The sequence below is a fragment of the Providencia sp. PROV252 genome, assembly GCF_033676005.1.
In the GTDB taxonomy this organism is placed as follows: domain Bacteria; phylum Pseudomonadota; class Gammaproteobacteria; order Enterobacterales; family Enterobacteriaceae; genus Providencia; species Providencia vermicola.
In genome coordinates, this window is record NZ_CP096294.1 from 3231194 (window position 1) to 3243395 (window position 12202).

General features: G+C 35.2%; 15 protein-coding genes. 5 read left to right on the top strand and 10 right to left on the bottom strand.

The window, feature by feature from the left end; all coding sequences use genetic code 11:
• Positions 1-14: 14 nt before the first annotated feature.
• From M1F05_RS14870 to M1F05_RS14885, 4 genes are all read right to left on the bottom strand, one after another.
• Positions 15-554, bottom strand: coding sequence for a fimbrial protein (locus tag M1F05_RS14870; RefSeq protein ID WP_206082841.1), 540 nt, complete (start codon positions 552-554; stop codon positions 15-17).
• Between the two features lie 85 nt (positions 555-639).
• Positions 640-1182, bottom strand: a complete 543-nt coding sequence (locus M1F05_RS14875) for a fimbrial protein (protein ID WP_206082842.1) — start codon at positions 1180-1182, stop codon at positions 640-642.
• 182 nt (positions 1183-1364) lie between these two features.
• Positions 1365-1685 (bottom strand): helix-turn-helix domain-containing protein, encoded by a 321-nt coding sequence (locus M1F05_RS14880; RefSeq protein ID WP_206082843.1) that lies wholly within the window; start codon positions 1683-1685, stop codon positions 1365-1367.
• Positions 1686-2205: 520 nt separating this feature from the next.
• The gene (locus tag M1F05_RS14885) at positions 2206-2523 is read right to left on the bottom strand and encodes an MGMT family protein (RefSeq protein ID WP_206082844.1); all 318 of its coding nucleotides are present in this window, start codon (positions 2521-2523) and stop codon (positions 2206-2208) included.
• A 226-nt stretch (positions 2524-2749) separates the two neighbouring features.
• Between M1F05_RS14885 and M1F05_RS14890 the strand changes: the two genes are divergently transcribed.
• From M1F05_RS14890 to M1F05_RS14910, 5 genes are all read left to right on the top strand, one after another.
• Entirely contained in the window at positions 2750-3421 is a 672-nt protein-coding gene (locus tag M1F05_RS14890; protein ID WP_206082845.1) for a heavy metal response regulator transcription factor, read from the top strand.
• Positions 3418-4782: a heavy metal sensor histidine kinase gene (locus tag M1F05_RS14895; protein ID WP_206082846.1), complete on the top strand. Its 1365-nt coding sequence runs from the start codon at positions 3418-3420 to the stop codon at positions 4780-4782. Before M1F05_RS14890 ends, M1F05_RS14895 begins: the two co-directional genes overlap by 4 nt.
• An 89-nt stretch (positions 4783-4871) precedes the next feature.
• Complete coding sequence (gene msrP / locus M1F05_RS14900; RefSeq protein ID WP_206082847.1) at positions 4872-5879, top strand: protein-methionine-sulfoxide reductase catalytic subunit MsrP; 1008 nt, start codon at positions 4872-4874, stop codon at positions 5877-5879.
• Complete coding sequence (locus tag M1F05_RS14905) at positions 5879-6487, top strand: sulfite oxidase heme-binding subunit YedZ (RefSeq protein WP_206082848.1); 609 nt, start codon at positions 5879-5881, stop codon at positions 6485-6487. The genes msrP and M1F05_RS14905 overlap by 1 nt, the downstream gene beginning before the upstream one ends.
• 237 nt (positions 6488-6724) lie before the next feature.
• Positions 6725-7729 (top strand): FUSC family protein, encoded by a 1005-nt coding sequence (locus tag M1F05_RS14910; protein WP_206082849.1) that lies wholly within the window; start codon positions 6725-6727, stop codon positions 7727-7729.
• Positions 7730-7862: 133 nt separating this feature from the next.
• Here M1F05_RS14910 and M1F05_RS14915 read toward each other — a convergent pair whose 3' ends face one another.
• The 6 genes from M1F05_RS14915 to M1F05_RS14940 all read right to left on the bottom strand — a co-directional run bounded on the left by M1F05_RS14915 (position 7863) and on the right by M1F05_RS14940 (position 12191).
• Complete coding sequence (locus tag M1F05_RS14915; RefSeq protein ID WP_206082850.1) at positions 7863-8096, bottom strand: hypothetical protein; 234 nt, start codon at positions 8094-8096, stop codon at positions 7863-7865.
• Positions 8097-8144: 48 nt separating this feature from the next.
• Positions 8145-8522: a CrcB family protein gene (locus M1F05_RS14920; protein WP_206082851.1), complete on the bottom strand. Its 378-nt coding sequence runs from the start codon at positions 8520-8522 to the stop codon at positions 8145-8147.
• Between the two features lie 12 nt (positions 8523-8534).
• Positions 8535-8915 carry a fluoride efflux transporter CrcB gene (gene crcB, locus M1F05_RS14925; protein ID WP_206082852.1) on the bottom strand — a complete coding sequence of 127 codons (381 nt, stop codon included), beginning with the start codon at positions 8913-8915 and terminating at the stop codon, positions 8535-8537.
• Between the two features lie 146 nt (positions 8916-9061).
• A complete protein-coding gene (locus M1F05_RS14930) occupies positions 9062-9661 on the bottom strand; it encodes an ATP-binding cassette domain-containing protein (RefSeq protein WP_206082853.1) in 600 nt (199 codons plus the stop codon).
• A gap of 18 nt (positions 9662-9679) precedes the next feature.
• Entirely contained in the window at positions 9680-10915 is a 1236-nt protein-coding gene (locus tag M1F05_RS14935; RefSeq protein ID WP_206082854.1) for an SLC13 family permease, read from the bottom strand.
• A gap of 100 nt (positions 10916-11015) precedes the next feature.
• On the bottom strand, positions 11016-12191 hold the full coding sequence (locus M1F05_RS14940) for an ion channel (protein ID WP_206082855.1): 1176 nt from the start codon (positions 12189-12191) through the stop codon (positions 11016-11018).
• Between the last annotated feature and the right edge of the window lie 11 nt (positions 12192-12202).

Sequence of the window (12202 nt, forward strand, 5' to 3'; positions counted from 1 at the left end):
ATTTTTATATTTATTCAAAAATAATCCATTCTAAATCTCAATACACCTGCAAATTCACCCGCCTTAATGTATTTTTGATAAGCGACTAAAGTTGCAGTAAACTCCAAACTGTTTCGTCCCTCGAGCAATGTATAATCAGGTAGCTTTGTATTGAATTTTAGTATTTCGCCATGAGAATTTTTTAATTGAATACCAAAACCTTCTGAATCGCCATTAACTTGAAGTAACTGACCGCGGTCCACAGTGCTTCCCATCATTGTTATTTGAGCTCTTGATGCACTACCTTTATCTTCGGAAGGAAGCGTACAACCGACTAGCTTTATATTAAAATTTTTACTTAAAAGTAAATTAGCATCAGGCGTGATTTCACGTGCACTCACTTCCCCGAAATTAATCCAAAGCTCTCGACTATCAGGATCGATATTACAAGAAGCCTCAATTAACTCGCCTTGCATAACAATATCACCTGGGGTGTTATTTACAGCACTTCCCCAGCTTAATAAGGGCCATAATAAACTAGAGCTTAATGCTATTTTTTTAACTCGAATTATCATGGGTAACACCGCTTTAATTATATTTCTAGGCTCAGTATTGCGGAGTATTTAATACTCCGCATACAATCACTAAATTAATTCCAAATTATTGGTAATCGATTTGGAAGTTAATTGTAGAATCGAAGTTACCTGGAGTAACAGCATTAGATGCGTTATCTGATTTCAGGTATGCAACAAATGGAATTGTTGTTTTACCATTAGTTAAGTTAACCGCTGTAGAAGCCTGGCCCCATACAACATCTTGATTTCCATTATCTCTTAAACCAATACCAGCACCGCTTGCTGTTCCTGAAGTAAATGCAGCTAATGCGCTATCATTCGGATTTACTGTAGATGGCGTGTAAGTAACAGTTGCAGTTTGAGCTACTGTAGTATCACAGCCTTGCAGAACGATATCTTTTTTAACATTACCTGCACGCTCACCATTTTTTAAATTTGATACAGGGATTTGGTAAAAATTAACTTTTACAGGGCTTGACTCTTCGCTTAAACCACAAGCAGAGTTAACAAGCTCACCTGTAATTTCAATTGTACCGTTAGTTGGGGTACCTGTATAAGCGGCCATAGCTGCAAATGAAGCAAAACCTGATGCTAATACTGCGCCGACTACAAATTTATTTAATTTCATATTAATTTAATCCTGTATGATTTATATTTTGCTATAATAGTTGTTCATAACAACTTTAGATAAAAATAATCATTAATCCATATAATGATTATTTTTAATAAAGTTATCACCTTGACAAGTTGAATTTATTTATTTGTATTATCTGTTTATCATGCCTTGTTCTTAATTGTCATGAGCAAAAATTATCGCCACATTTTTTTTGTATCTTTATCTAAGATCGAATAATAGTTTTTTTCATTCATTACAATGCATTTTAATCTTTCGTTATCATGCTTATCTATTACATGATTAAAAAAATCTCGCCATGACTTATTAAATAGTGCTAAGATGGTGTCCATCATTTCAAACGTTAATTTCGTTTTTCCCGTTTCATAGCGAGAAATTTGTTGTTGACTCACATTTAACTTTTTTGCCAGTTCGCTTCCTGTTAAGTTTTGCTCTTTCCTTATCCCTCGCAAATACTGTCCTATTTCTATATTTATCCCTTTAGAAAAATAAGCCATCTTTATTTAACCTTTATATTAAATAATAAATTTTAGACACTTTGTTAAATTTAGAATGATTATATGTCTGAATATTTAGTTTGTATAATTGATAGTGCAAATCTATTTTTATTAAAAAAAAACACCGCCCTATTAAAATAAGTATTTGTTACAAAAAAATGAAACTTAAAGTAAATAACCATTGAATAACAAAGAGTTACTTTTTTGGTAGTGAAAATACTTAGTTAAATATTTACAAATTGATACAATTTAAAATATCAATATATACTTTTAACCCGCGCCATGTTTATTTAGGTTAAAATTTAACCACTAAAGTTAATGAAATAAAATTTTTCCACTCGTATTTTGGGTTTAATTTTATCTTAAATATTTTTTTAAGACTTATCTTAGCCTGTTAAAAAATGAAGTGTTTAGCTCACTAAGCGTAAAGGGGATTTTTAGAATCATATTTATGTGGTTTTAGAATCATAGTGAGAGGATTCATCAGTGAGGTCGAGAATTGAAGTTCGAAATTTCCCTTCTAGCTAAGCCCTTCCCACAAATATTGTTTCAGCTTTATCTTATCATTTGAATCAAAAATAATGCCTTCACTGATAAGTGCTTTTTTATGTCGCGTATAGCTCTCCCCTTTCACAGACAATTTCCCTTGCCCATTTATAATGCGATGGCACGGCAAAGTACTGTCTGCGGGGATCGTGCGGATCACTTGGCATACTTGTCGTACATAAGTAGAGTAACCCGCCATTTTGGCCAGCGTGCCATAAGTCACGACTCGGCCTTCAGGGATACTACCGATTAAGTGATAAATTATATCTTGAAAAGAGGGAGTGCTATTCATAATAAATTACTTATATTCAATATGTTACTTAACTTAGTAACGTTATTAAGTAGGCCTATATTTAATATAGAAAGCCCATGATACGTCTAAAATCAGAGCAGACAATAGAATGTATTATCACTCTAAATCGCCTTCACAGCCACGACCCTATGATTTTTAATTGTTAAACACACCTAAGTTTCTTTAATATAAAATAAAGTCAAATTGAGGTTACCGTTCGAATTTCATGAAAATACTCTTAATTGAAGATCATACAAAAACCCAACATTGGGTTAAAAATGGCTTAGAAGAAGCAGGTTTTCTTGTGGATACTGCCCAAGATGGCCGTGATGGTCTCTATTTTGCCTTAGAGAATAACTACCAGTTAGTTATTCTCGATATTATGCTCCCTGGCATGGATGGCTGGGACATTTTGAAAATTTTAAGGACATCTAAAAATGTTCCTGTAATTTGCCTCACCGCTCGCGATGCAGTAGACGACCGAATTAAAGGATTAGAGCTCGGTGCAAATGACTATCTCGTTAAACCATTTTCATTCTCAGAATTACTCGCTCGGGTTAAAAATCTCTTAAAAGTTCATCAACCCACATCTACAAATATGGCGGTTGCGGATTTAAAAATAGACCTTACTCGCCATGAAGTTGAACGTGGTGGTATAAAAATCACCTTAACCCGTCAAGAATTTTCTCTTTTACTGTTTTTTGTACTGCATTGTGATGAAATCTTGCCGAGAGCATTAATTGCAAGTGAAGTTTGGGGGATTGATTTTGACAGCGATACCAATGTTATTGATGTCGCTATTCGCCGGCTAAGAAAGAAAATCGATGATAATTTTGACGTTAAACTCATCGAAACGATTCGTGGTATGGGATATCGCTTAAATAGGCCAGAAAAATGAAAAAAAAATCGCTACGCTTTAAGCTTATTTCATTATTTATTGCTTTGATGGTTGTAAATGCAGGTATGGTGACGTGGGTTTTGTATCACTCACTTAAAAATGAGCTCGTTGAACAAGATAACAACTTACTCATTAACCGAGCCCACCAGCTCGCCAAGTTAATTTCCAGTGGTATTGATATCAAAACGCTTCCCATGTATTTCCAAAGCATGATGGATATGCGCCAAGATATTATCCAAATCTCAGATGACGCTGGGCGCGTATTAGTTTCGACAAATAATGCGCAACTTGATACCCAACAACTCAAATTAGTGCCACAAAAACAATTAAATCTCAATGTTATCAACCATGGGAAAACAGCGCAGGGGATCCCCTTTTCCTCCGTATATTTCGTTTCAAACTCCCCACAAGGGCCCTTACAAGTTGTTCTCGGCAAAATATCGGTCGACCGCAGTGGCATCTTAGCCCAATATTTAACCCAAAGTATGCTGGTTTCAGCATTTTCAATATTACTCATGGGGATACTCAGTATATGGCTCTTGAAAAAAGGACTGTCAGATATTCAATCGCTTAGCCAAATCACAGCAAAAACAGATATTTATACATTAAAGAACCCTATCGATATTGAGCAGTTGCCGCAAGAGCTTAAAGAGCTGGGTAAATCAATGAATACCATGCGCCAACGATTGAAGCATGATTTTGTTAAACTCACCCAATTGGCTGATGACTTAGCCCATGAGTTAAGAACCCCAATTAATGCTATTCGTGTGCAGAATGAAGTTACATTGCAGCGGCCTCGTAGTGTTGCCGAATATGAAACGATGATCGTCAGTAATATCGAAGAGTTGGATAAACTGGCTAAAATGATCCAAAACACCCTATTTATTGCCCGTGCTGAAAATAAGAACATTACGTTGAATCGCGAAAACATCGTTTTATTTCAAGTTATTGATGAGGTGTATGAGCTATTTTCCGCCTATGCACAAGAAAAACAAATCGAGCTATCATGTGAGCCATCGTCATTAACCCTTTATGCTGACCCTACACTACTCACCCGAGTTTTCATTAACATTTTCTCAAATGCAATTAAATTTTCTCACACACAAACTCGCGTACTCACTGAAATCACTACATATCCAAACCACCAAGAAATTAAAATCACTAACCAAGGCGATCTGCTGCAAGATAATGAAGAAATTTTCACTCGTTTTTGGCGGGGGGATAATGCTCGTTCAACAGAAGGCTCTGGTTTAGGATTAGCAATTGTTAAAGCAATTGTTGAATTGCATGGTGGGTCAGTAAGCTTTGAACACTGCTCAGGTACCAGTACAATTACCCTCCGATTCGCTACAATCAAGTAAGATGACAAATTTGTCATCTTACTGTCAGCTTTATTTTTTGCGCGTTTGATATAACAGATTTAATCCACCTTATTACTCTGGAGCGCACAATGAAAAAAACACCAAAAATTCCGACGTCTCAAATCACAGATGAGTCGATTTTTTTTATGAAACGCCGACAACTTCTTAAAGCCTTGGGTATCGGAGCCGCAGGATTAACCCTTGCATCTACGGCAAATGCAGGTTTATTTTCTTGGTTTAGTGACGATACCCCCGCGACTCCAACCGTGCCTAGAAAATCGCTGATATTTATTCAACCTCAGGAATACCAATCATCACTTATTCTGACACCAGAAGATAAAGTGACTGGGTATAATAACTTTTATGAGTTTGGACTCGGTAAGTCAGATCCCGCCGATAATGCTCATACATTAGTCACTGACGAATGGACTGTCACGATTGAGGGTGAAGTTAGCCATCCAATGACTCTCAATTTAGATGACATCAACACTAAGTTTCCCTTAGAAGAACGTATTTATCGAATGCGCTGCGTAGAAGCGTGGTCGATGGTTATTCCATGGGTTGGTTTTCCACTTGCGAAGTTATTAGCGCTAGTGGAACCTACGAGCAAAGCTAAATATGTCGCCTTTGAAACACGTTACGCCCCCGAACAAATGCCTGGGCAAAAAAGTCGTTATGTTGGTGGCGGGTTAGCCTATCCCTATGTGGAAGGATTACGCTTAGATGAAGCAATGAATCCACTCACTTTATTGGCCACTGGCGTATATGGAAAAAGCTTACCCAACCAAAATGGCGCACCTATCCGACTAGTCGTTCCTTGGAAATACGGCTTTAAAGGCATTAAGTCTATCGTGAAAATCCGCCTAACTGAGCAAATGCCCGAAACAACGTGGAACCTTTCTGCACCAGATGAATATGGTTTTTATGCCAATGTAAATCCTCACGTAAACCACCCCCGCTGGTCACAAGCAACTGAACGTTTTATTGGTGCAGGTGGCTTAGGCCAAGTAACTCGGCAACCCACGTTGCTCTTTAATGGATATGCCGACCAAGTGGCAAGCTTATACCAAGGAATGGACTTGCGGAGATACTATTAATGTCCCAAGAAAATAAACTAACAGTATGGTTAACCAAAGGGAGTATTCACCTTGTTGCTCTACTCCCTTTGTTGTGGTTAATTTTTTTAATAGATACCCAGCAACTTGGCGCCGATCCCACTAAAGATATACAACATTTTACAGGGATCACTGTGTTACGTTTATTAGTTCTGATTGCGTGCATCCCACTTATTGCTCAATTATTACGATTTACCACATTGTTTCAAACACGCAAAGCACTTGGGCTCTGGTGTTTTTTTTGGGCAGCTCTACATTTAAGCAGTTATCTGTTACTTGAAATCGGTATAAATAATTTGGGGTTATTTTTTGAAGAAATTTATTCGCGAGTTTATTTAGTTATTGGCGCTATCGCTTGGCTATGTTTATTTCTGATGGCTATTAGCTCATTAAACTGTATACGTAGTTGGTTAGGTACATGGTGGAAAAGAGTCCATATGCTACTTTACCCTACCCTCTTACTTGTACTTTGCCATTACATTTTGTCACTCAAAACACTCACACCTGAACCTTTTATCTATTTAGGGCTAGTTGGATGTGCATTTTTTTATCGTATAAAGAATCAATGGAAAATGTCTATTTCATCATAAATATAAATTGAAATGAATAAAACCTATCGTTTATTTTTCTATATCTTTTTATGATATGTTTAAATATAATTCGAATACTTTTAAACCCCTCTAAAAAACAAATGCCAACAAAAATAATTTCATATTTTCAATGTATATTCAGAGTTATCACATACTAAAACAATTCTTTAATTTACGATATAACTCGACTAAGATAGATGGTGAAAATAACTAAAAAAGATAGAGTGAGTAGTTAACATGAAAGATATTAATAAAGAAAATAAATATATTAGCTTTAGAAATAATGGAGTTTTTTTGATTACTGCCATAGTCAATTCAACTATTTGTTTTTCTTTATTTGGCTTCATAGGTGGGACATTTGGTCTTTTAACAACACTATTCTCTAATGTCGTTTATGATACAAAGCCTGATAGTAGTAATATTTTTTATGTATTTTTTTTATTATGTTTAGTTATCGTTGGTGGGGGGATTGGTTTTATACTAAAGCTAACAATTTATTTTCATATTTACTTATTTATCCTCTCCTATTGCTATTACCTATTTTACAAAAAAGATGATTACTTAGATCGTACATTTCCATTTTTGATTATCTTTTCTTGTATGGGAACAACACTTGACTCTATTAGCTTTGACTTGCCGATGGCCTTTATCTCAGGGGTTGCTATTAGTCTGCTTACATTTAGCTTACTTAGACATAAAAATTTTGAAAGTCATGCATTTAAAAATGGATTATTTTCAAAGGAAATATATCATAGTGATGAAAAAGTATATATACGCGCTTTCTTATTCAGTTTTTTTCTATTTTTAAGTCTTTCAATACCTGACTATCTAAATTTATATAAACCTTATTGGGCGCCTCTAACATTCATTATGTTACTCCATCCAAAAGAAATGCACATAATAAAGGTTACCTTACTTAGGTTTTTAGGAAGTCTATTGGCAGCCGTTTTTGTTATTGCCATGTTTAGCATAACCAAATCACAGGAAACTTATATTTACTTAGCAGTTTTAGCTTTAATCATATTTTTTATGCCAACACTTTTCCGCTTAAATTATCTACTAAAAACATTTTCTATTACTGTTTTTGTTCTACTTCTTCTTGAAGAAACTCAATTTTTACATAACCCAAGTTACTTACTACCGATATCAAGAGCATATGAGACATTTATCGGTGGTGCTGTTGCAATTCTTGCAAGCTTAGTTTTAAATATTTTTAGGATCCTAAAAAAAGAAAAATCATAAATTAAAATTTATAGTAATAAAAATAAGGAAGCCTTCTTTAAGTAAATGTTGAAGCTTCCTCTATATTTAGACTGCCATTGAAGAAAACCATAACAAAAAAATAAGTATACTCTTATAAAAATTTTCATACATATTATTTATTTTTACTTCTATTACAATACCAGTGGCTAAACCAACGTGTAATGTAAATATAAACTAAAATAATTAATGTAATAGTGAAAATATCCATATTTAATGTTTTTGTGTCAAAACCAATTATGCTGATAAATATCACAGGTGATAATACCAAAAGTATTAAATCAAAAAACAATTGTAATCTATAAGGCTCTGAAGTAATTCCATGCCATATTGATTTAGCTATTTTCATTTCAAAACTCCTTGTTTTATTATAAACTTAAAAATAACAGTATCATATTTAACTATATTGCTTATTACTCACTGAGTATCCAATATAGATAGCAGCAAACCCGATAACGACACTTAAAATCAAGTAACTAACTGCCACTAAGAAAGCCCCTGGATACTTCATTATCTCAACGGCGCCATAGACAAAACTAGAAAATGTTGATAATCCACCCATTACACCTGTGGCAAAAAATGCATTCATCCCTTGGCCTATTTTCTTCCTCATTAATAGTCCAGCGACAATACCCAGCAATAATGATGCGATAATATTTGCTATAAATATGTCAAGGGGAAAGTGATCATTCATGGTAGGAACAGACACCATCAGTAATTCTCGGGAAATTGCGCCAATTGCACCACCAATAAAAACTAAGATCATAATATTCATTTTTAGCCCCTGTTAGTTTGCTAACCAAGCACCAATAAATGCCGCAGCTAACCCAAATAAAACCGAAATTAATAAGTAAAAGAGTGCGAGTAATTTTTGTTTAGTTTGAGTCAACTTCAAGGCATCAAGCTGCATGCTACTGAATGTTGTATACCCCCCCAGTAACCCTGTTAAAATAGCTGATTGTAGAAATGTCCCATAGCGGTCATCCCAATCAATAGAAAAATAACGGCTTAAAAAACCAATAACAAATGCGCCAGAAATATTAATGATGAACGTTGATAATGGAAATTTTCCGTGATAGCTCTCGCCCACTAGGCGACCAATCCACCAACGCAGTAGTGAACCAATACCTCCGCCAGCTCCAACTAATAAAATATCAATAGCTACCATTGCAGCATCCTCTATTTGATATCATAGATATAAAAACATCGTTTCTAGAATTTAAATTAAATACATAAATGGAATGTCAAAAATTAACAGTCATTAAATGAGCATAATTAAATAGCCAGTGAATACTTTTGATAATTTAAAATAGTTCACTCTGATATTGTTATATTCCAAATCGATGTACATACCTTTTCTAATAGGAATTTATTGTGGCTAAAAACAATCATCGATAATGGTCTTTCTTCCGAGAGCTGAATTAAAAACTGCCATATATCTTTCTGTAAGTGAGCATCTAATTGTGCAGTGATTTCATCTGCAATTAAGGTTTTTGTTCTTGGGTCTAATGCTCTTAATAAGGCAATTCGAGCAAGCTCTCCGCCCGACAGTTCATTTGGTCTTCTAGCCAACCACTCTGATTTAATAAACAAACGTTCAAGGTAGTATGGAGCAGGCTCCCAAGCATCCTTCACACTTTCACCGACTGTCCGATAAGGGTTAAAGCACTTTTCAGGATGTTGAGGAACGAGCTGAACAGGGCAATATTCGTTTTGAGACAATTTTTTTCCATTAAATAGCACATCTCCTTGCGCAGGTATTTGCCATTGGGCTAATACACGGCCTAATGTTGTTTTACCAAAACCACTCGGTGCTGAAATCCCTAGGCGCTCATTTTTATTCAGTGAAAATGACAGTGAATCCCATAATGTACGGTTATCTTGCTTTATACATAAGTTTTTGACTTCTAACATGTTGAAACTCTCTATAAACTAATAGATGGATAACCAAACAACAGCAATAAAAATACAAATAATGGAAATAATACCGCCTGATTTTGTAAACTCTAAAAACGATATTTTAATACCATGCGCAGAGGATTGCTCAACAGCAATAATCCCTGCAATACTACCAAATATAAATATATTACCCGCAAAACAGGCCCCTAAAATTAACGCAGCACCTAACAAATCGACATTGCCATGAGGGTAAACAAACTGGATCAATAAAATCACCGTTGGTGTCGTCCCTACAAAAATACTCATTACGATGGTGACCAAAAATAACGTAATAGGGCTATTTAGGTCGATACCTTTGCCCAATAGATAATGCAATATCTCCTGAGGGATACCAGTATTAGAAAATGCGGTATTAATAATAAATAACCCCATCATTAAAAGAATTAAGTCTCCATCAACATGCTTTAACATGTCACTGGACGCTATTTTTCTGTTTAACAATAAAAAACAGGCTGCTGACAATGCAACAAGCTCACGAGGTAAATCACTAAATAAAAAAGCGAGAATAACCGCAAATAAAACCGTAGCGGCTTTTATCGTTTCCCACCAATTGAATTCAATAATCGAAGGTTCGCCATTGGACAATGTTGACTTTTTATCGTCAGATAAATACCAACGATTACGGTAAAGCAAAGTGATCACACACCATACAATGGGAACTGAAAATAAGACTGGAATAGCCGTAATATTGAGTATGCCAAGAAAAGATAAATCCAATCCTTGTGCCACAACCATATTTTTAGGGCTGCCAATTAAAGAACCTGCGGCACCGTTATTGGCCGCAAAGCAAAAGCCAAGTAAAAATGGAATTGGGTTAAGACCACGAGATAATGTAACGGAAACCAATAAAGGCGTCATCGCCACCACAACAATATCGTTTGTAAGTACCGAGGCAAGAAGTGCGCCAACAATAATGAAAACAGCCATTAATTTAGGTGGGCTAATATTTAAGCTCGCCACTTTTTGTGCCGCTTGGTGATAAAATCCTGATACTGTAAATGATGCAGATACCACCATTAAGCCAAATAGTAATCCAATCGCACTGTAATCAATTGCATTCCAAGATACTTTGGGCGAGATAATCCCAAACCCTATCATGGCCAATGCCCCCGCTACAGATGCACCAGTACGGTCAATTTTAATCCCTGGGAAAGTCCCAAAAGCCATTGCGACATACACTAGAATAAAAATAATAACGGTTAGATCCATAATAAACTCTCTATCTCTTATCTATATTTTTATTTCTTCGTATAAATGATAAAGCTGCAGATACTCCACAGCAGCAATTTTCTATTGGGACTCCAGCATATTATGATTCTAATATGTTGTTTGAAAAAATAATATTTTCCATCACTTGGTTATTAATGTTTTCACCAAAGATCATTTTAATCAGAACTTCACTTCCTAAAGATGAAAGCGAAATGAGTAAATCCGCATGTAGTAGCTGCATGTTTTCGTAGTTTTTGTCATCATTTACAGCAATAACACTTTTAATATTTCCACCAACAATTTCTTTCGCAGCCAACATAGAAATGGTGTTTTCAGAATCAGAGTCACCTAAAATAAATAACGCTTTTGCCTGATCTAAGTTAGCACTATTTAATGTATGTTTATTAATTTGTGCTGTGACAATAACTTGCGCATTATCTGGATAGCTCTTTTTTTGATCTTCATGACAAAGCACCATGACATCTAAGTCGCGCTTTCTTAATCCGTGGTAGGTGTTTAAAGCTAGGGGGCTTGCGCCAACAATAATATAGTGGTTTTTCATACGGAATAATCTCTTCTTAACAATTTCCTGTGTACTTTTTGCAAATACCCCTAAAAAATAAACAATAGAGGTTGTGAAAATTGTAATACCTAAAATTACAATCGAAATGGTGAACAGTCTTGCCTCAACGCTAATTGGAATAATGTCACCAAATCCCACCGTCGTCATACATACCAGAGCAAAGTAAAATGCTGATGAAATATCAGTAACATGGGGTTGAAATTGTTCGCCTAAATACAAAGTTCCAAATACAGAATAACCCAATAATACGCTTAAGCTCATGAAAGCAACAAAGCCTGCACCAGATAAGCTATGGCGATTAAATGCTTTCCAATTTGCAACAGCAATAATCAGTACTATCAGTGAAAAAGTTCCAGTCAGGACATTTTCCCTTGCTAATACCAAGTTAATTAACATAATAATAAACAGCATAAAGCAGCTAAATAACCAACCGATCCGCAGGCCTAAATATGTAGGAATAGCAAGGATAATGAGTACAACTCCAATAGCAAATCTTGGAATATCTAATAACTTAACTAATCCTAAAGATTGTAGCCAATCAACAAAACCTAGATGCTGAGGGTATAAATGAAAATCATAAGTTGAGATGATGGGGATAATAATCAATATCCCATCTACAAGTATTAATAATGAGAGCACTAAGCGTAGCATTCTCATATTTTGAATATATTTATATATTGCATTTTTTTTCATAATTGAATACC

Excerpts from the sequence above, each read along its gene's own strand:
- M1F05_RS14870 (WP_206082841.1), bottom strand. The coding sequence starts at position 554 with ATGATAATTCGAGTTAAAAAAATAGCATTAAGCTCTAGTTTATTATGG.
- M1F05_RS14875 (WP_206082842.1), bottom strand. The coding sequence starts at position 1,182 with ATGAAATTAAATAAATTTGTAGTCGGCGCAGTATTAGCATCAGGTTTT.
- M1F05_RS14880 (WP_206082843.1), bottom strand. The coding sequence starts at position 1,685 with ATGGCTTATTTTTCTAAAGGGATAAATATAGAAATAGGACAGTATTTG.
- M1F05_RS14885 (WP_206082844.1), bottom strand. The coding sequence starts at position 2,523 with ATGAATAGCACTCCCTCTTTTCAAGATATAATTTATCACTTAATCGGT.
- M1F05_RS14890 (WP_206082845.1), top strand. The coding sequence starts at position 2,750 with ATGAAAATACTCTTAATTGAAGATCATACAAAAACCCAACATTGGGTT.
- M1F05_RS14895 (WP_206082846.1), top strand. The coding sequence starts at position 3,418 with ATGAAAAAAAAATCGCTACGCTTTAAGCTTATTTCATTATTTATTGCT.
- msrP (WP_206082847.1), top strand. The coding sequence starts at position 4,872 with ATGAAAAAAACACCAAAAATTCCGACGTCTCAAATCACAGATGAGTCG.
- M1F05_RS14905 (WP_206082848.1), top strand. The coding sequence starts at position 5,879 with ATGTCCCAAGAAAATAAACTAACAGTATGGTTAACCAAAGGGAGTATT.
- M1F05_RS14910 (WP_206082849.1), top strand. The coding sequence starts at position 6,725 with ATGAAAGATATTAATAAAGAAAATAAATATATTAGCTTTAGAAATAAT.
- M1F05_RS14915 (WP_206082850.1), bottom strand. The coding sequence starts at position 8,096 with ATGAAAATAGCTAAATCAATATGGCATGGAATTACTTCAGAGCCTTAT.
- M1F05_RS14920 (WP_206082851.1), bottom strand. The coding sequence starts at position 8,522 with ATGAATATTATGATCTTAGTTTTTATTGGTGGTGCAATTGGCGCAATT.
- crcB (WP_206082852.1), bottom strand. The coding sequence starts at position 8,915 with ATGGTAGCTATTGATATTTTATTAGTTGGAGCTGGCGGAGGTATTGGT.
- M1F05_RS14930 (WP_206082853.1), bottom strand. The coding sequence starts at position 9,661 with ATGTTAGAAGTCAAAAACTTATGTATAAAGCAAGATAACCGTACATTA.
- M1F05_RS14935 (WP_206082854.1), bottom strand. The coding sequence starts at position 10,915 with ATGGATCTAACCGTTATTATTTTTATTCTAGTGTATGTCGCAATGGCT.
- M1F05_RS14940 (WP_206082855.1), bottom strand. The coding sequence starts at position 12,191 with ATGAAAAAAAATGCAATATATAAATATATTCAAAATATGAGAATGCTA.